This window comes from Allofrancisella guangzhouensis (genome assembly GCF_000815225.1).
In the GTDB taxonomy this organism is placed as follows: domain Bacteria; phylum Pseudomonadota; class Gammaproteobacteria; order Francisellales; family Francisellaceae; genus Francisella; species Francisella guangzhouensis.
Map to the genome: position 1 here is coordinate 920569 of NZ_CP010427.1, position 19835 is coordinate 940403.

The following is a 19835-nucleotide window of genomic DNA, read 5'->3' on the forward strand; positions in this document are numbered from 1 at the left end:
ATGAAGAATTACATTTTGCAAATTGAATATTTGGGGAAAAATTATTGTGGTTGGCAACGACAATCACATTCATTAAGTATTCAAGAGGAGCTAGAAAAAGCCTTATCAAAGGTAGCTAACCACAATATAGAAACTATATGTGCTGGTCGGACTGATACTGGGGTACATGCAAGCTCACAAGTTGTTAATTTTTTATCTGATGCAGACAGATCTTTACAAGCATGGCAACGAGGAGTTAATGCTTTGTTGCCTCAGGATATAAAAGTTTTGCAAATAAAAGAAGTAGAATTAGATTTTAATGCAAGATTTTCAGCTGTAAATAGAACCTATAATTATGTAATTTATAATGCTCCCATAAGCTCACCATTGTTTGCAGAACATACATTATGGGAAAATAGGCTATTAGATATAGAAAAAATGAACCAAGCTTGTAAATATTTACTTGGCGAACAGGATTTCAGTTCATTTAGGTCCTCTCAGTGCCAATCAAACACTCCATTTAGAAATATCAAAAAGGCAGAGTTCGTAAAATTTGGTAATTTTATAGTTTTTGAAGTAATAGGAAATGCTTTTCTACATCATATGATTAGAAACCTTGTAGGTTCATTGGTTAAAGTTGGATTAGGTTTTAAAAATCCAAACTGGATAAATGATTTACTAGCAGCTAAGGACCGTACTCAAGCAGGACAAACAGCTAAAGCTCAGGGACTTTATTTTGTGGGAGTTGAGTATCCAGGATTTAGCTTTAGCCGCTCTGTTGTTAATATGTTTTGTGTATAGATTTGATCTTCTTTTAAATTATTTAACACCTAATGAGCTACATTTCGGAATCAGAATAGACATTGAGACTACAATCTAAGCAAAATTTTGCTAAAGTCTGCAACGTTTTTATAAAATATACTTACTTAGATCCTTATCTTTAACTAACTTACCTAATTTTTCATTAACATATTCAGTGTTTATATTAATACTTTTGTCAGTTAACTCTGAGGCACCAAAGGAAATTTCTTCAAGTAGTTTTTCCATTACAGTATGTAAGCGTCTAGCTCCGATATTTTCAATTTCTTCGTTAACTCTGTATGAAATCTCAGCAATTTTTTGAATAGCCTCATCATCAAATGTTAGTTCAACGTCTTCTGTTTTAAGTAAAGCAATGTATTGTTTAAGTATTGAGCAATCTGGCTCTTTAAGGATTCTAACAAAATCATTTATCTCAAGAGATTTCAGTTCAACTCTTATAGGTAACCTACCTTGAAGTTCTGGGATTAGATCTGAAGGTTTTGCTATATGAAATGCTCCTGATGCAATAAACAATATATGGTCAGTTTTTATCATTCCATATTTTGTTGATACTGTAGAGCCTTCAACAAGTGGTAAAAGATCACGTTGTACACCTTCGCGAGATATATCAGCACCAGATGTATTAGATTTTTTACAAACCTTATCTATCTCATCAAGGAAAACAATACCATTTTGTTCTACTGATTCTAAAGCACGTGCCTTTACGTCATCTTCATTAATCAGTTTAGCAGCTTCTTCATCTTTTACTAGCTTAATAGCATCTTTTATTTTCATTTTTTTATTTTTCTTTTTATCACTGCTTAGGCTAGTAAATAAATCTTGAATTTGGCTTGTCATATCTTCCATACCTGGAGGACCCATTACTCCAATAGCCTTTGGAGCCGCTGCTACTTCTATTTCAATCTCTTTATCATCAAGTTCACCATTTTGAATTTTTTTTCTAAAAATTTCACGAGTTTTATTTTCTTTTTCTTTCTTAGAGGTTGGGTCTTCAGCAGGTTCATTAGCAAAGCCAATTTTTGATTCAATTATCCTGGCAGGGGGTATCAGCACATCAAGGATTCTATCTTCAGCTAGCTTAGAAGCTTTTTCAAAAACTTTCTTTTTAGCTTCCTCTCGCTTCATTTTTACAGCCATCTCCGCTAGGTCACGGATTATAGATTCTACATCTTTACCAACATAACCAACCTCAGTAAACTTAGTAGCTTCAACTTTGATAAACGGAGCATCTGCTAATTTAGCTAGTCTGCGAGCTATCTCTGTCTTACCTACACCAGTGGGCCCTATCATCAAAATATTTTTTGGAGTTACTTCTTGACGCATTTCATTGTCTAGTTGCATTCTACGCCATCTATTACGTAGAGCTATAGCAACAGCTTTTTTTGCCTCATTTTGGCCAATTATATGTCTTTCTAATTCTTGTACTATTGTTTTTGGAGTCATTACTTGTGTCATAATGTATTAACTATCCTTTTTGTTATCTAAGCTTTCTATTGTGAAATTATGGTTTGTATAGATGCAAGTATCTGCTGCGATAGTTAAGCTTTTTTTAACTATTTCCTCAGCTGATAAATCTGTATTTTCAACAAGTGCAGTTGCAGCAGAACGAGCGTAAGTTGACCCTGATCCAATAGATATAATATCATTTTTATCTGCTGCCATCACATCCCCGACGCCAGATATCAGTAGTGATAATTTTTCATCTGCTACTATAATCATAGCCTCTAATTTACTAAGCATTCTATCTAAACGCCATTCACGTACCATTTCTACAGCAGCACGCTCAAGGTTGCCTTGATAAAACTCTAATTTTTGTTCAAATTTTTCGAATAATGTAAATGCATCAGCAGTAGATCCTGCAAAACCAGTAAGAACTTTACCACCATTTAGCTTTCTTACTTTTACAATATTATCTTTTGCTATAGAGTTGCCTAAAGTTGCCTGACCATCTCCACCGATAACTACCTTATTACCTCTTCTAACGCATAAGATAGTAGTTCCTTTCATTGTTTCCATAATTGACACACCTTCTTTAGTGGTTTACAAATTTAAAAATATATACTAATTTAATATAAGTAGATTGGGACTAGTTATGTTTTTACAAGCTTTTTTAGGTTTATTTTTTATATTTGTTCGAAAGTAACACAAAAGATATATTTTTGTGTTATATTTTAGCTTGTTTTTGTTTATTTTTGTTTAACTTTACAGAGAGTTTTGATAATGAGAAGTGATTTAAACTTTAAAGAGACGATTAGCTTAGCTATAAATATTTACAAAAAATCGTTTAAACTTACATTTGCGTTAGCGTTTATGTTGTCATTTATATCTGAGTATTGCTTTGTATATATGATGCAGCATGGCATGGCTGAATATATAGAAAGTGGTGGAAAAACTATACCATCAAATTTTCCATCAGCAAATGTGTTAGGATTAATGGTTTTAATAATTATGGTAGCTACAGTTTTTGTCTATGCTATGATAATTTTGTTACAGGGACTATTTGTTAAAAATCAGCTAAAAGCGTCTGAAGCTATAAAGCTTTCTTTACAGATTTTTTCTAAGCGAATATTTTCTTTCTTAGGAGTCTTTTTATTATCAATGGTATTAATGACGTTATTGTCGATGTTTTTACAATATATAGGCATTTACCTTGCAGTTTTATTATTTTTAACAGTTATGCCAGCTGTACTTTTAGGTAAAAGTAGTATTATTGAAGCTATTACAAGTAATTTTAAGATAATCAGAATAAATTTTTTCTATATGTTTAAATTGGCTTTTGTGGTATTAATACTCATGATAATTAAGCCATTACTCACTTTTGGTTTAATATATTTGTTAAAGAACTTAGGTATGGAGATAAGCCCTTTAGAAAGTAGTATTCAAAATATTATTGTGACGATAATAGATTCATTAGTGGTTCCATTTATGTTTGCTATTACAGTAGCAACCTTTTTAGTTGCTCGTGGAAAAAACTCTATTGATCAAAATATTTGATTAAATCTCTAAATTTATAAGACGGGTTAAATTTAATACTTTCATTAGAAATATCTTTTTGTTTATTTTGGTAGTTTAGCTCAGTAATTATACCGGATTCGACTTTAATTTTTAATTCTTCTTGGTGATCAAAATATGTCTTTGTGAAAGGCAGAGTTTTGCCAAAACACCAGCTCCAACTTTTCAATATACTAATTTCTTGTTCGATAAGCTCTTTATTTTCAAGAGGGGTTTGCTCATTTATTAGGTTTAGTTCGATGCTTCTAAAATTAGTTAAGAAAGCTTTTGTAACATCTTGAATTTGCAAATCAGGCTTTAATTCTATTAGATTAATTACTTTAGATCTATATGATCTTACTCCTTTAATATCCAAAGAAGTATCAATTGGTTGATGTAAGTAATTATAAAGCTTGCTAGTATTTGCATTTATTAATAATGTTCCATGATGAAATGCTCTATCTTTTTTTTCCCTAAAAGCACTGCCAGAAACTTTATAAGTAAAGCCATTATGATCGATCACGATATCATTTCTTTGGTTTGGATAAATATTTATTTCTAATTTTCGAATAGCACTACAAACTAATTCAAGGTTAGCTTTAATATCATGATCAGTTTTGGATGAGATGATTGTGTAGTTAAGATTACCAAAATCATGGTAAACAGTACCACCACCACTTTGACGTCTAATAACAGGTATACCATCTTTTTCCATTGTTAAAAGATCACATTCTAGCCAGGGGTTTTGGGCCCTACCTATTACCACACATGGTGCGTTTTGCCATAAAAATAGTATTTTCTGGTCTTTCAATTCTTCCAAGAATAACCAGTTTTCTAAGGCTAGATTAAAGTAAACATCGTTGCTTTGTGATATATATATTTTCATAGTTAAATAGTTATTTATAGTTTATTGTAAGTATAAGGTTTTATTGGTTCTATAAAAGCGTTTTGTGATATAATTTTGCTTTATTGAGTAAAATTAAAGTTAAATAATCTGATGTCATTTATACAACAAACCCTAGATATTATTAAAAGAGGGGCAGATGAAATTCTGTTAGAAGAAGAGTTAATTAAAAAACTTCAAAAAGATAAACCTTTAATTATAAAATTTGGTTGTGATCCAACCGCTCCAGATATTCATTTAGGACATACTGTTGTTATTAACAAACTTAAACAATTACAAGATCTAGGGCATGAAATACATTTCCTTATAGGTGATTTCACTGCTCAGATTGGTGATCCAACTGGTAAAAATACTACTAGACCGCCTCTTACAGCAGAAGAGGTTGCTAGAAACGCAGAAACTTACACAAGTCAAGTTTTTAGAATTTTAGATAAAGAAAAGACTATTGTGCGTAGAAATGGAGATTGGTTTAACAATATGGCAGCAGCTGATATGATTAAATTAGCCTCTAAATTAACTGTTGCTAGAATGCTTGAAAGAGATGATTTTTCTAAGAGGTATAAGAATAACCAATCTATTTCCATACACGAGTTTTTATATCCACTTGTACAGGGTTATGACTCTGTAATAATGAACGCTGATATAGAATTAGGTGGTACTGATCAGAAATTTAATTTACTAATGGGTCGAGAGCTTCAAAAGCAGAATAACCAAGAGCCTCAAGTTATTATAACTATGCCATTGCTGGAAGGTCTAGATGGTGTTAAAAAAATGTCAAAATCTAGCCAAAATTATATAGGTATAGAAGAGCCTGCTAATGATATTTTTGGCAAGGTTATGTCAATATCTGACGAATTAATGTGGCGTTACTATGAGTTACTTAGTTTTAAATCTTTAGAAACTATTAATAATCTAAAGCAAAGTGTACTTAAAGGGGTAAATCCACGTGATATCAAAATAGAGTTAGCAAAAGAGCTAATACAAAGATTTCATTCAGTAGAAGCTGCTAAAAATGCTCATCAAGATTTTATACAAAGATTTCAAAAAAATCAGATACCTGAAGATATAAATGTTGTAGAATTAGACATAAGAGATAGTTTACCTATAACTAATTTACTAAAAGAGGTAGGCTTGGTCGCTAGTACATCTGAAGCTAACAGAATGATTAAGCAAGGAGCTGTAAAGGTTGATGGTGAAAAAGTTGATGATAATAGCTTAGTTTTTGGTATTGGCACAAAAAATGTGTTCCAAGTAGGTAAGCGTAAATTTGCAAAAGTGATTATAAAATAAAGGAGTTATAAAATGGACAAGTTTTTATCAATATTTGTTGGTGTTTTAATTATTGTAACTATAGTTACAGTATTTATTAGTTTGTTTCCGATAGCTTTAAAAGTTTGTATAATTTCAGCTATTATTAGCGCCATAATTTATGTAGCTCTTAGATTAATTGAAAAATTTAGTAATTAATGTGGTTGTGTCAAATTTTTGACTAGATGCTTCTTTAAAATCTTAGATTGTATTCCCAAATTTTGATATCCTAAGAGATAATTTGAGCAAGATTAATTTCAAAAATGCAAAGCATCCTAAACTTACATAAATTAAAAACAGCACTAGATAAAGATAATACGGCTATTTATCAGCTTGGTGATATTTGTTTGAATAACTATATCGGTCATAATTTTAAGATAGAGTATTTAAATGAAATAAATTGTATTGCATGTGGTACTAAGACTAATAAAAGTTATTTTCAAGGTTATTGTTTTATGTGTATGAAAAGGTTGCCAGAGTGTGATATCTGTATAGTTAAACCTGAATTATGTCATTTTGCACAAGGTACATGTAGAGATTCCGCTTGGGGGGAGAATAACTGTATGAAAACTCATATAGTCTATTTGGCAAATACAGGAGATATTAAAGTAGGCATTACAAAGCTACAAAATATACCCTCACGTTGGATTGACCAAGGAGCTAGCCAAGCTATACCTATATTTGCAGTAGAAAGTAGATTAATTTCTGGTTTAGTTGAAATATTAATAAAAGAGCATATTTCTGATAAAACTAATTGGCGAAAGATGCTCCAATGTGAACCAGATACTTCTGTAGATTTATTTAAACTAAGAAATAATATATTAGAAGAAATTAAACCTGGTATTAGTAATATCCGAGCACGATATGGTGAAAATAGTGTTGAGCCAGTAGAAGGAAGGCTTCAGACAATAAAGTATCCTGTTATCCAGTATCCAACAAGTATTAAATCATTTAATTTAGATAAAGATTTTATAATCAAAGGAAAGCTTGTAGGCATAAAAGGACAGTATTTGATATTTGATACAGGAGTTATAAATATTCGTAAATTTAGTGGATATAAGTGTAATATTCTATAGTTAATACGACTATATTTTGCAAGCATACAAATTACCAAAATTGTCATTCTCTGATCAAATTAGAGAATTCATTTGTTGTTTGTAATGGTCAAATAAGTTTAACTATTTTTTTCTTAGATAAAATTTCTCTATCATATCTTTCTATTACATAAAAAGGATTATTTTCTAACCAAAGCATACCTACTTTTGAAGAATTTAATCCTAAAGCATTAGCTAAAAGTATACAAAAAAATCGTTAATTGCTGGTTTAATAATGTGTGTAGAAGGAGTGTTATTGGATTATTTATACAAGATACACTTGGATCATAAATCGCTCTCAAAACTATTTATTTTATTGTGCTTTATAGACCTATTGAGAATGATAAGAAAACGCAAACTGGTACTCACAACTGGATTCGAACCAGTGACCCCTACCATGTCAAGGTAGTACTCTAACCAACTGAGCTATGCGAGTAATTCGAACATAATTATATGTCTTTTTTAGGCTGTTGTCAATGTTCTATAAACCGTGCTGCCTTCCTTTATGAAGCAATAATAAAATTTATTTTTTATAAATTTTTGGCTAAGATATTTGCGTATTAAATAATTTTGTGGCTATTTTTACATTATCTATAAAAACTTACAAGGTGCAAATAAGGTGCAGAAAGTACAATCATCTTCTCAATAAACCAACCTTGAACTTGAATGATATAGTCAAATCCATACATATTTAGTTACTGATCTTACGCACTTTTCAAAATTTGTAATTTCTCATAAGCAACTTGATTAGCTTTTATTAGCAGTTTTGCTCTTAAAGCAAAATGATTCATCCTGAGCTTTTCAAGTGCTAGATTGTATTCTGAAAGTTTGAAATTAGTATGTAGAAATCCACTAACTTTAGCTTTAGTTTTTTAGACAAACCTCTATGGACTTTAATTCTATTTTTAAGATCAGCAAATTTGCCACCATCATAAATGATTATGCAGTATTTAGCTTTACCTTAATAAATAACTAGAATGTAAAGTTCTGTTGTATCCATTGTCATTTACTGTAATTACTATATTATGTAAGCCATACAACATTATTTACATTTTTTATGCAGAAATTTACTTTTTTTATCAGTTGCGCCAAAGGTTTAGAGATTATTTTAAAAGAAGAGTTAGCAAACCTTAAAATATTAGCTCAAGAAAAACTTGCTGGAGTAGAGTTTGAAGGTTCTTTAGAAGATGCTTATAAAGTGTGTATACACTCACATTTAGCTAGTCAGGTAATGCTTAAAATAGCTAGCCAAAAGGTTGAAACTCAACAAGAATTATACGATTTTGTGTTTTCTATAAATTGGAGTGACTACTTTGATGTTGATAAAACTTTTAAGATTATAGTATCAGGAAATCATTATGATTTTAATAATACAATGTTTGTCTCACAAAAGACAAAAGATGCGATAGTAGACCAATTTAGAAATAATTATAAAGATCGTCCAGATATTGATACCCAAAGCCCAGATAATGTTATTAAGTTACATTTACATAAAAATTTTGTAAATGTATATTTGTGCATCAACTTAGAGAGTTTACACAGGCGTTCATATAGACAATACCAAGGTCAAGCTCCATTAAAAGAAAATCTAGCTGCCGCTATACTTATAAAAGCAGGATGGTTAGATGAGTTACAAAAAGATATCCCAGTCTTAGTAGATCCAATGTGTGGCTCTGGCACAATTTTAATAGAAGCAGCATTAATGGCTAAAAATATTGCTCCTGCTTTACTGAATGATAGTTTTAGGGTTTTTGATTCAAAATTACATGATCAAGAGCTATGGCAAAATTTGTTAATAAAAGCTAAAGAGAATACAAAAGTTTCAAATGCTATTATTCGGGGCTACGATATTGATAATAATATTTTAGATAAAGCTACTAAGAATATTTCCTTAGCTGGTTTGACCAATGTTATTAAAATTAAACAACAAGATATCAGAGATTTTAAGAATACATTTCCAGATACTGGATTAATAGTTACAAACCCGCCGTACGGTGAGAGACTCTTTGGTGATAGAATAGCTGATTTACTAGATGCATTTAATGGCTTTGATGAAAGGCTTAATAGTGATTTCCAGGATTGGAAAGTTGCTATATTAACTAATTTTTCTGATTCTATAAAAGAATTACAGTTTCGTACAATTAAACGTAACAAATTTTATAATGGTGCTATAGAAACAATTCTCTACCAGTTTGAAATAAATGAGCAATCAAGGTTTAAACATGAATCACAACTAGAAAAAAATATTCGTCTTGCTGAAGTTTATTCAGCTAAATCCGATGAACATATAGATTTTGCTAATAAACTACAAAAAAACCTAAAAAACTTAAACCCTTGGCTAAAACAAACAGATTTAGAGTGTTACCGGTTATATGATGCTGATATACCGACATTTTCAGTAGCTGTTGATATTTACGGCGATAATGTTTTTTTACAAGAATATAAAGCAGATGTAACTATAGACCCTAGTATAGCTAAGCAAAGATTTTATCAAGCTATATATCAGATACATAAAATTTTGAATGTTCCGTATAAGAATATTTATACAAGAATTCGTCAGCGCCAAAAAGGTAAAGATCAGTACCAGAAATCAGATAGCAAAAATAAATTTCATATAATAAAAGAATTTAATGCAAAATTTCATGTTAATTTTGATGATTATTTAGATACGGGTATTTTCTTAGATCACCGTAAAATTAGACAATTAGTTGCAAAATCAGCTGAAAATAAAAGTCTATTAAACCTTTTTAGCTACACTTGTACAGCCAGTGTTCATGCAGCTCTATTAGGTTCTAAAACTACGAGCATTGATATGTCAAATACTTATCTAGAATGGGGTAAACAAAATTTTAAGCTGAATGATCTTGATGTTTCGAAACATAATTTTATTCAGTCAGATTGTATTAGTTGGTTAAAGTCAAATACACAAAAATTTGACGTAATATTTTTAGATCCACCAACTTTTTCTAATTCTAAGCGTATGGATGATGTGCTTGATGTTCAAAAAGATCATGAGTTGCTTATAAATTTAGCTATGGATTCTTTGAAAAAAGATGGTATTTTATATTTTTCTAATAACTATAGGCGTTTTAAAATTTCTGAAGCCATTTTAAATAAATATAGTTGTGAGAATATTGATAAACAATGTTTATCTAGAGATTTTTTATCTAATAAAAATATCCATAATTGTTGGCAGATTAAATATAAATAATAATTCTAGTTAAGCTAGCTTGGTTACGTTTTTCTTGAAAAACTCCTACTTAGCGTAAGTAACATATGTTAGAATCTAATAAAATTTTATTAAGTAGTTTTTAGATATGAGTAGACTTAGCCAAAATATTATGTATGCAGTTATAATAATAGCAGTATTTGCTATATGTGTTTATTTTTTCGCTTCTAATAAAAATTATGAAACCAAAGGCATTTTTTTATCAAAGTACAGTGTTGAGCTACCTAAAGTTGATCCGGATAATGTAAGAATCTATAATTTACGTTACCAGGATGATGCAAAAGGTTCCGTTGGCCTAATTAGAGTAGCTACTCATACAACTAATAAAGATGATTTTACAGAATTATGTGATAGAAATTTAAAAAAAGCTGTAGAATTAGCTGCCAAAAATGGTACAGATGAGATTAAATATATATGTTTATATCCAGAAGGTCCTTTAGATGAATTAAGTAACGTTTCTTTACAGGCTTATGCTTTTAGGGGTTAATAAATGAGAAAGCTAGATATTGTTCTTGCAGGAACTCCGGAAATTTCAGCTTACGTTTTAAAAGATTTATATGCAAGTGGCCATAATATCAAAGCAGTATTAACCCAGCCAGACAGAGCAAAAGGTCGAGGTAAAAAAGTTCAATATTCTGCTGTCAAAGAAGTTGCTTTAGAAAATAATATTCCTGTATTTCAACCACAATCTTTTAAAAAAAACTCAGAAGTTTTAGAGCAACTAAAAGAACTAAAGCCTGATGTTATTGTAGTTATAGCTTATGGCATAATAGTGCCAAAAGAATTCTTAGACATTCCTAAGTATGGCTGCTTAAATATTCATGTGTCTTTATTACCTAAATGGAGAGGCGCTGCGCCAATCCAAAGAGCTATTCAAGCTGGTGATAAAAAAACAGGTATCTGTATAATGCAAATGGATGAAGGGCTAGATACTGGTGATATCCTTAATATTTTAGAAATAGATATAAAAGACACAGATACGTCAGCAAGCCTACATGATAGGTTTGCTAAGTTAGCAATTAAACCTCTCCTAGAAACTTTAGAAACTATTGAGAATACAAAAGCAAAGCCTCAAGTTGGTACACCCAGTTATGCTCATAAAATAAATAAACAAGAGGGCTTGATAGACTTTAATAAAACAGCAAAACAAATTAGCTGCCACATTAGAGCCTTTACTCCTTGGCCATCAGCTTTTTTTATACTTGAAAACCAAACTATAAAAGTAGGGGAATTTGAAATTTTAGAACAAAATCATCAACAAGAGTGTGCAACTATATTAGCTATTTCAAAAACAGGTATTGATGTTGCTACTTTAGATAAAGTTATTAGGTTTAAACAACTCCAATTTCCAAATAAAAAAATGCTTAAAATAGCAGATATTTTAAATGGTTATGATCTAACTAAGTATATTGGTTATAAAGTAGGATAAAAACAATGAAAATAGGTTTTATAATAGATGATTTAAATTCTTTTAACATTTCTAAAGATAGTACTTTTATGATGTTGTTAGCAGCTCAAGATAAAGGCTGGGGAGTTTATACATTTTACTTAAATGACTTGTATATAGACAATGGTAAACCAAAAGGAGATGCCCTTGAGATAAAAATACATAAAGATAAAAGTCTTTGGTATGAGATTATTTCACAGCATAGAGATCTTTCATTATTGGACTTAGATTGCATTTTTATGCGTAAAGATCCGCCATTTAATATGGAATATATTTATGTAACTTATATGTTAGACTTAGCTAAAAAGGCAAATGTTTTAATAGTTAATAATCCTCAAGCCTTAAGAGACTTTAATGAAAAAGTAGCAATTTCAAATTACCCTAAATATTCTCCCAATACGCTTATCACTAGAAATTATGAGCAAATAAATAGATTCTATGAACAGTATAAAGACATTATAGTTAAGCCTCTAGATGGTATGGGAGGCAGTTCTATATTTAGGATAAAAGAGGGTGATAAAAATAAAAATGTAATTTTAGAAACATTAACGTATCATCAAACTAAATATATAATGGTTCAAGATTACCAAGAAGCTATATCTAAAGGTGATAAAAGGATACTTATAGTTAATGGGGAACCTATCAAATATTTGCTCGCACGTATACCTAGTGATAAAGACAATCGTGGTAATCTAGCGGCAGGAGCTACAGCAGAGATTCGTCTATTAGAAGATAGTGACTATAAAATAGCAAAGAAAGTTGCTAAGAAGCTTAAAAAGTATGGGGTAATGTTTGCAGGTATAGATGTAATAGGTGATAAATTAACAGAAATAAATATTACTAGCCCTACGGGTATTCAAGAAATTTATAAAGCTACTAAAATTAATGCTGCTAGCCTGCTAATGCAAGCAGTAGAGCAAAAAATACATAAGATTAGACACAGGAGTAGTTAGATGGATAATATTTTAGGCTCATTTAATCTTTTTGAAGAGGCAAAGCAATATATACCTGGTGGAGTAAACTCACCAGTTAGGGCTTTTAAAAGTGTTAAACAAGATTTTCCAAGGTTTATAAAATCTGCTAAAGGAGCTTATATCTATGACGTTGATTGGAATAAATATATAGATTATATAGGCTCTTGGGGACCAATGATTTTAGGTCATGGTGATGATGATGTTTTAGAGGCTATCAAATACCAACTAGATAATGGTTTAAGCTATGGTGCTCCTTGTAAGCTAGAAGTTGAGTTAGCTAAGAAAATTACCCAATTAATGCCAAATATTGAGCAAGTTAGGTTTGTAAACTCTGGTACAGAAGCTACTATGAGTGCTGTTAGATTAGCTAGAGCATACACTGGTAAGAATAAGATTATTAAATTTGAAGGTTGCTATCATGGACATGCTGATGAATTTTTAGTAGCAGCGGGCTCTGGTGCTTTATCATTAGGTCAACCGAATTCTCCTGGCGTACCAGAGGATGTTGTTAAGGATACTTTAATAGCTGATTTTAATGATGCTGAATCGGTGAAATCTTTATTTGAAAAATACAAAGACGAAATAGCATGTATCATAGTAGAGCCAGTAGCTGGTAATATGAATATGATCTTACCACAAAATGATTTTTTACATAGTTTAAGAATATTGTGTGACGAAAATCAAAGTTTACTAATTTTTGATGAAGTAATGACTGGGTTTAGAGTAGCACTAGGTGGAGCACAACAAGTATTTAACGTTAAGCCGGATCTGACAACTTTAGGTAAAGTAATTGGTGGTGGTATGCCAGTAGGTGCTTTTGGCGGCGCTAAAGATATTATGCAAATGGTATCTCCAGCTGGTCCGGTTTACCAGGCAGGTACGCTCTCTGGTAATCCTATAGCTATGACAGCAGGTTTAACAACCCTTGAGAAAATCAGCAAAGAGGGTTTTTATGAAGAGTTAAGTGCAAAAACCACTAAGTTGGTAGACGGCTTAAATGCTACAGCAGAAAATTATGATTTTGCTTTTCACGCAAAGAGTTTGGGTGGTATGTTTGGTTTATTTTTCTGTTATGAAAAAGTGCAAATTCAAACATTTAAAGACTTAGGTAAAACAAATCTAAATATGTTTAACAAGTTTTTCGCACATATGTTAGAAAACAGTGTTTATTTAGCTCCATCTGCTTATGAAGCTGGTTTTGTGTCTATAGCTCACACTGATCAAGACATAGAAAAAACAATAGCTTTAGCGAAAACTTTTTTTCAAGAAAACTAGACTATTCATCTAAAAATTTATCATAGCAGTTTTACCTAGTTTGAATGAACTTTATTGCCTTGTCTAAAGCGGTATTAGCGTTATTTAATGGGCTAATGCCAACAGTACTGATAAAACCATGAAACATTTCCTCATCATAATGAGTTTCAACTAAAACACCTTGGGTTTTAAGTTTTGCTTCATAGGCATATATACTATCTATAAGTATATCGTGAGTCGCGGCTATTATCAAAGTATCAGGTTGGTTAGTGTTTTTATAGAATATAGGTGAAAGTTGTGGCTCTTTTAATTTATGAAAATTTCTACTAATATCATCAACATAAGCTTTTAGAAACATTTCGCACCATTGGCTGGTTAGGTGATATTTGTGAGCATCAAACTTTTTAATGCTTTTATATTTAGTATACATATCTACCGCGGGATAAGCTAAAATTTGAGCTTTGGGCATATTATCCTGGCGCTCATGACAAATAATGGTCGAAAGGTTACCACCAGCACTATCTCCCATTACAAAAATATTTTTAGGTTCTATACTAAATTGTGCAGCATTTTCATATAACCAATCATATGCGTATAAGGAATGTTCAACAGCTGTAGGATATTTTTCTTCTGGAGCTAATCCATACTCTAAAGAAAATACATGAAAATCACCATTATCACATAAATACCTACAAACATTATCATATGTATCAATAGAACCTAAACACCAGCCGCCACCATGTATGAATAATATAGCTTTATCACTCTCTATTTTAGGTTGGTAATGTCTTAAAGTAGTTTGGTTGTCTAATTTAATATCTTTTTCAATTATATTTGGTTTAGGAATTTGATTAATAAGTTGGATTACATTTTCACTAAAAACCTTACGTTGGATACGTAAATCTTGTTTTTTTAACTCTCTAATTTCTGGAGTATCCAATATACTCTCTAAAAGAGGATGGTATGGCATCTTACATTTTCCTTTTAAATTTTATGTATCCTAATAATTTCAATATCCTGTAACTGTAGTTTTTGGGATAACTTTTTAGTTGCTATATCTAGCTCATTAATGCTAGTGTTTTTATCTAGATCCAAGACTGATGGTTTACGTGAATGTCCGACTAAAGCTTTGAGATTTAATTTATTTTTTATGACATTTATATTACCAAGTAGGTATTTAGCAGTATCAGCACTTTTACCAAAACCAAAACCAACATCAAAATATATATTGTCCTTGTTTAAGCCTTCACTTACTAAAATATTCTTTTTTTCTTGTATATAATTATAAATTTTTTCAATAGAGTCTTCTTTTTCTAGATATTGATTTCTACCTATAATACCTAAATTGTGAGTTATAACGTATTTTTTACCATACTTAGCAAGTAGTTTAGCTTTTTGTTGGATATTATTACATTCAACATCGTTTATCATCCAGATAATATCATTATGTTTTGCCAAAATTCCTTGCATAACTTCTAGTTTACGAGTGTCTATACTAATTAAAGGACGATATTTTAAAGTGTACAGCTGTGATTTTAGGTAATCTAAAAAACTATCTAATTTATTTATTTCTTCACTTACAGATATAGGTTTAGCGTTGGGTTTTGTTGATTCAGCCCCAATATCTATAATTTCAGCACCATCTTCTATAAGTTGTTGTAAGTTACTATTACGCTGATCGCTAGTTAGAAACCCATCGGAAAACGATTGTTCTGATAAGTTAACTATACCCATACGCATAGTCTTAGATAATCTTTGGTTTAATATATCAATATTTTCTAATTCTTTTAGCCGAATGTTTAAGTCAATATCTATATGTTTAGGATGATGCCAGTTTTTATTGAGTTCTAATAATGGCGCTAAAGCGAAATTTCTATTTAAAAGTTCTTTGTGTGGTATTGTGAGCTGTTCAGTATTTAGGATTAGGTCTTCTGCTGCAAGGATGTCCAAATCGATAATTCTAGGCGACCATACTGGAGCATCTAAATCTCGTCCAATATTTTTTTCGATATCTTTAAGGTTTTTTAACAACTCTAAAGGTTTTAAAGAACTTTCTATTTTTATAGCAGTATTTAAATATACGATATCCCAGTCTTTAGGAGCATTTTCTTTTAATAAAGCTTTGCTACTGTAGAGACTTGCTTTTACTAGTAATTTTACATTCTCAGTAGAAGCTATAGCTTGTATAGCTTTATTAATGTTTTCCAATGTAAAACCAACGTTAGCACCTATACCAATGATATATTGCATTTTTAATTCCTAATTACAAAAGCAGCCGATTCTATTTGGGAGACAGGAGGAGCTTTTGTAAGTTTGAGGTATTTAATTTTGATAGTAGGGTGCTTATCACAGATAAATTGATAAATCTGTTTTGCTAAATATTCTATAAGATTACAGCTAATATCATCACAGAATTTTTGGATATCATTTCTTAAGGTATAGTAGCAAATAGTTTGTTCTAAATCATCAGTATTACTTGCATTAAAGTTTTCATCAAATACTAACTCTAAATCTAGTTTAATCATTTGTTTTTGGTCTTTTTCTTCTTTTGAGCAGCCAAGGCTAACATAAATTTCGATACCTTTTAAAAATAAAGATTGTTGCATATTTATAAATGTAAGTTTTGGTAACTTAATATATCATATTTAGAAATTAGATAATATATTGAAATACTAAGTAGAAAATGTCGTTAGTTGAGAACTTTTTACAAAGGATAAGTAGCTACTCATCACAACGTAAAGTTTGTTTTGAAGGTCTAGAGTATAGTTATAATTTGATTGTTGCTAAAAGCTATGACTTAGCTAGGCTAATTGAGTCTTATAAATATAAAAAAGTTTTCTTCAATCTTAAAAACTCACCTTTAATAATTTGTTTATATCTGGCTAGTTGGATCACAGAGCTTGAACTAGTTGTGCCTATTAATCCTAGGCTTGTAGATAAGGAACTTGAAGAGATTTTAGAACCTGGTTCCTTATTTTTAACAGACAAAAAGAGTTATGAGTTGGCAGAATTTTGCCTAAAAAATAATATTAAAGTTATTATGATAGATAATGAAATCAAGTTTTTGGAGGATATTCCTAAAACTGCAGATTTTAGGGTATTTAGTAAAACTATTATAGCTCATATAAGTTCTGGCACTACAGGGTCCTATAAGAAGCATATGCATACCATAGATCAAATTATAAAGTATGCTAACAATAGAGCTAATGATTTAGGTTTAGTAATAGGCGATCACCTGCTAATAGCTTTATCTATGAACCATGCGTTTGCTTTTTCATATCAATTATTACCAGCTTTAGCGGTAGGGTTGGATATTACAATCATTAGAGAATTTAATCCTGAAAAGATAGCTCAGATAATATCTAGATGTAAAATAACAACTTTAGCTTTGTTGCCAACTATGTATTATTTTTTAATAAAAGAAAATATCACTAAGCATACGCTAAGGTATTTAAGTGTAGCAGGAGATTTAGCTTCTGAAAAACTACATAAAGCTGTAAAAGAGAAATTAGGATTACCTTTACTAAATGGTATAGGAATGACAGAGGTTTTTGGTTATGGGCAGAATATTTGTGAGAATGTTAATACAAATGTGGTTAAAATTTTTGAGGATACAGAGGTTAAAATAGAAAAATTTGCAGGGTTTAATTATGGTAAAATTTTTATCAAAAGTTTTATGTTACCAATTAATAATAAAAAAGAATGGTTTAAAACTGGAGACATAGGTAGTTTTGATGAACAAACTAAAGAACTTACATTCTATGGTAGATATAAAGATATCATCATAAAAGGTGGTTCAAACATTTCTCCAGTAGAGCTAGAAAATATTATTTTAAAGTTAGCTAGTATAAAATCTTGTGTAGTTGTTGGCAAAAAAGATAAAATTTGGGGAGAGCTTGTTTGTGCTATTATCGTTAGCGAAAGTAAGATATCTTTAGAAGAGTTAAACAAACACTTATTAAAATATTTAGCTGAATATAAAAAAGTGGATATATTATTAAACTTTGATCAGATACCTTTTACAAGTACCGATAAAGTAGATAGAAAAAAGATAAGGCAGATTATAGAAAATGGATAAAGTTTTACCAGAATATGCTTTGTTTGAGGATTCTTTAACAAAAGAGTTAAGTTATTGTTTTACCGAACCAGTAAAAGAGCTTATTGCAACTAATGAAACATCTCTATTAGAAGCTTTTAAAGAGATGTTAGAGTTACAAAAACAAGGTTTATATTTAACAGGTTTTGTTAGCTATGAAGCAAGCTATTATTTAAATAGAACTTTAGCACATCTAAGGTCAGATAACGAGGGCATACTCCTTCATTTTGTAGCATTTAAAAAGCTTGACAATAATATCCCTACAAAAGAAAGTAACAAAAGTATCGACTTACTTATAGATAATCTTAGTTTTGATGACTATCAAAAAGGTTTCGTGAAAGTACAGGACGCTTTACAAAATGGCGAAAGTTATCAAATTAATTATACAAAAAGGATTAGGGGAACTACTTCATTAACTGGTTTAGAGCTATATACTTTATTAAAGAAGCAACAGCCAGTTAGGTATGGCACGTATTTACCATTTCGGGGTATTGAAATAATATCAATATCTCCAGAGCTATTTTTTAAAAAACAAGCTACAAAACTAATTGTAAGACCTATGAAAGGCACAGCAAAACTTACTGGAAATATTAACGAGGATGAAAAAGCTTATAATCAGTTGCGTCGTTGTCCTAAAAATAGAGCTGAAAATCTTATAATTGTAGACTTATTAAGAAATGATTTGTCAGGTATAGCCAAAACTCATACAGTAAAAGTTGATGAAGCATTTACTATAGAAAAATATAATAAACTTTTACAACTGACTTCTGAAATTTCAGCACAAGTTAGCCAAGAGATATCTTTAAAAGAAATTCTAGATAGTCTTTTTCCATGTGGGTCGATAACGGGAGCACCAAAAAAACGTACCATAGAACTTATAAAAAATATTGAGAAAGGTAATAGAGGTGTTTACACGGGAGCTATTGGTTACATACTGCCAAATAATGATATGTGTTTTAACGTTGCTATTAGAACTATCCAAAAAAAGGGTCAAAACTTACAAATAGGAGTAGGTGGAGGAGTTACAATATATTCCGAATGTTTTTCAGAATGGCAAGAAATGGCTACCAAAATAAATTTCATAAAACAAATCTATAAGCCTGATTTTTCATTGGTAGAAAGCATGTATTTTTATAATGGATTTAGGAATCTAGAATTACACTTACAACGTTTGCAAAATACTGCTGAAAGGTTATTTTTTAATTTTTGTATTGACAATGTCGCTAAAAGTTTAAATGAATATTCTAAAAAATTAGAGACTGGTAAGGAATATAAAGTTCGTTTAGAATATTTTTATGATCAAAATTTTAGTATTGAGCATACTGAAATCAATAATTCTAATATCATACCAATAAAACTTAAGATTTGTCCTGAAAAGATAGATTCTAAAAATAAACTATTTAATTATAAAACTACCCATTTATCTACGAGAGGCTTTTATACAGCTATGTATGAAAAATACGTTGGCAACTACTCAAATACAGAGATTGTATTTTTAAATGAGTTTAACAACATTACAGAAACAAGGTTTCATAATATAATTATAGAGATTAATAGTAAAAAATATACCCCTAAACTTAGTGATGGTGTATTAGCAGGTATAGCTAGAAAAACACTAATAAGTAAAAAAGAAATTGAAGTTAAGAGTATTAGCTTAGAAGAGATTAAACTCGTTGATAAAATATACCTTATCAATAGTGTCAGAGGCTTAATACCAGCATATTTAGAGATTTGATT

The 19835-nt window shown here is 30.4% G+C and carries 18 protein-coding genes and 1 tRNA gene; 12 read left to right on the forward strand and 7 right to left on the reverse strand.

Annotation, left to right across the window (positions count from 1 at the left end; genetic code table 11):
• Positions 1–780 (forward strand): tRNA pseudouridine(38-40) synthase TruA, encoded by a 780-nt coding sequence (gene truA / locus SD28_RS04350; RefSeq protein ID WP_039124456.1) that lies wholly within the window; start codon positions 1–3, stop codon positions 778–780.
• A gap of 108 nt (positions 781–888) precedes the next feature.
• Here the strand turns inward: truA and hslU are convergent, their stop codons facing one another.
• Positions 889–2256 (reverse strand): ATP-dependent protease ATPase subunit HslU, encoded by a 1368-nt coding sequence (hslU, locus tag SD28_RS04355; protein WP_039124458.1) that lies wholly within the window; start codon positions 2254–2256, stop codon positions 889–891.
• 6 nt (positions 2257–2262) lie between these two features.
• A complete protein-coding gene (gene hslV / locus SD28_RS04360; RefSeq protein WP_039124460.1) occupies positions 2263–2817 on the reverse strand; it encodes an ATP-dependent protease subunit HslV in 555 nt (184 codons plus the stop codon).
• A 204-nt stretch (positions 2818–3021) separates the two neighbouring features.
• On the opposite strand from hslV, the gene SD28_RS04365 reads away from it, so the two are divergent.
• Positions 3022–3795 carry a hypothetical protein gene (locus SD28_RS04365; protein WP_052251873.1) on the forward strand — a complete coding sequence of 258 codons (774 nt, stop codon included), beginning with the start codon at positions 3022–3024 and terminating at the stop codon, positions 3793–3795.
• On the opposite strand, the gene SD28_RS04370 is transcribed toward SD28_RS04365, so the two are convergent.
• On the reverse strand, positions 3776–4678 hold the full coding sequence (locus SD28_RS04370; RefSeq protein ID WP_039124462.1) for a lipoate--protein ligase: 903 nt from the start codon (positions 4676–4678) through the stop codon (positions 3776–3778). The two genes, SD28_RS04365 and SD28_RS04370, sit on opposite strands and share 20 nt — an antisense overlap.
• A gap of 111 nt (positions 4679–4789) precedes the next feature.
• Here SD28_RS04370 and tyrS point away from each other — a divergent pair, with 111 nt between their 5' ends.
• The 3 genes from tyrS to SD28_RS04380 all read left to right on the forward strand — a co-directional run bounded on the left by tyrS (position 4790) and on the right by SD28_RS04380 (position 7080).
• Complete coding sequence (tyrS, locus tag SD28_RS04375; protein WP_039124464.1) at positions 4790–5986, forward strand: tyrosine--tRNA ligase; 1197 nt, start codon at positions 4790–4792, stop codon at positions 5984–5986.
• A 12-nt stretch (positions 5987–5998) separates the two neighbouring features.
• Positions 5999–6163, forward strand: a complete 165-nt coding sequence (locus SD28_RS08160; RefSeq protein ID WP_169742483.1) for a hypothetical protein — start codon at positions 5999–6001, stop codon at positions 6161–6163.
• A gap of 104 nt (positions 6164–6267) precedes the next feature.
• Positions 6268–7080, forward strand: a complete 813-nt coding sequence (locus SD28_RS04380; protein WP_039124466.1) for a DUF2797 domain-containing protein — start codon at positions 6268–6270, stop codon at positions 7078–7080.
• Between the two features lie 377 nt (positions 7081–7457).
• Here SD28_RS04380 and SD28_RS04385 read toward each other — a convergent pair.
• Positions 7458–7534, reverse strand: a tRNA-Val gene (locus tag SD28_RS04385).
• A gap of 621 nt (positions 7535–8155) precedes the next feature.
• Here SD28_RS04385 and rlmKL point away from each other — a divergent pair.
• From rlmKL to hemL, 5 genes are all read left to right on the forward strand, one after another.
• Positions 8156–10309: a bifunctional 23S rRNA (guanine(2069)-N(7))-methyltransferase RlmK/23S rRNA (guanine(2445)-N(2))-methyltransferase RlmL gene (rlmKL, locus tag SD28_RS04390; protein ID WP_039124468.1), complete on the forward strand. Its 2154-nt coding sequence runs from the start codon at positions 8156–8158 to the stop codon at positions 10307–10309.
• Positions 10310–10415: 106 nt separating this feature from the next.
• Positions 10416–10814 carry a Francisella virulence factor A gene (gene fvfA / locus SD28_RS04395; protein ID WP_039124470.1) on the forward strand — a complete coding sequence of 133 codons (399 nt, stop codon included), beginning with the start codon at positions 10416–10418 and terminating at the stop codon, positions 10812–10814.
• Between the two features lie 3 nt (positions 10815–10817).
• Entirely contained in the window at positions 10818–11756 is a 939-nt protein-coding gene (gene fmt / locus SD28_RS04400; protein ID WP_039124472.1) for a methionyl-tRNA formyltransferase, read from the forward strand.
• A 5-nt stretch (positions 11757–11761) separates the two neighbouring features.
• On the forward strand, positions 11762–12727 hold the full coding sequence (gene gshB, locus SD28_RS04405) for a glutathione synthase (RefSeq protein ID WP_039124474.1): 966 nt from the start codon (positions 11762–11764) through the stop codon (positions 12725–12727).
• The gene (gene hemL, locus SD28_RS04410) at positions 12728–14023 is read left to right on the forward strand and encodes a glutamate-1-semialdehyde 2,1-aminomutase (RefSeq protein ID WP_039124476.1); all 1296 of its coding nucleotides are present in this window, start codon (positions 12728–12730) and stop codon (positions 14021–14023) included. It abuts the gene before it with no gap.
• 31 nt (positions 14024–14054) lie between these two features.
• Here hemL and bioJ read toward each other — a convergent pair whose 3' ends face one another.
• From bioJ to SD28_RS04425, 3 genes are read right to left on the reverse strand one after another with little or no spacing between them, the layout of a single operon-like run.
• The gene (gene bioJ / locus SD28_RS04415; protein WP_039124478.1) at positions 14055–14972 is read right to left on the reverse strand and encodes an alpha/beta hydrolase; all 918 of its coding nucleotides are present in this window, start codon (positions 14970–14972) and stop codon (positions 14055–14057) included.
• A 14-nt stretch (positions 14973–14986) separates the two neighbouring features.
• On the reverse strand, positions 14987–16252 hold the full coding sequence (gene folP / locus SD28_RS04420) for a dihydropteroate synthase (RefSeq protein WP_039124480.1): 1266 nt from the start codon (positions 16250–16252) through the stop codon (positions 14987–14989).
• Positions 16253–16254: 2 nt separating this feature from the next.
• The gene (locus SD28_RS04425) at positions 16255–16608 is read right to left on the reverse strand and encodes a dihydroneopterin aldolase (RefSeq protein WP_039124482.1); all 354 of its coding nucleotides are present in this window, start codon (positions 16606–16608) and stop codon (positions 16255–16257) included.
• A 77-nt stretch (positions 16609–16685) separates the two neighbouring features.
• Between SD28_RS04425 and SD28_RS04430 the strand changes: the two genes are divergently transcribed.
• Positions 16686–18080 carry a class I adenylate-forming enzyme family protein gene (locus SD28_RS04430; protein ID WP_039124484.1) on the forward strand — a complete coding sequence of 465 codons (1395 nt, stop codon included), beginning with the start codon at positions 16686–16688 and terminating at the stop codon, positions 18078–18080.
• Positions 18073–19833: a bifunctional anthranilate synthase component I family protein/class IV aminotransferase gene (locus SD28_RS04435; RefSeq protein WP_039124486.1), complete on the forward strand. Its 1761-nt coding sequence runs from the start codon at positions 18073–18075 to the stop codon at positions 19831–19833. The genes SD28_RS04430 and SD28_RS04435 overlap by 8 nt, the downstream gene beginning before the upstream one ends.
• The last annotated feature ends 2 nt before the right edge of the window (positions 19834–19835 follow it).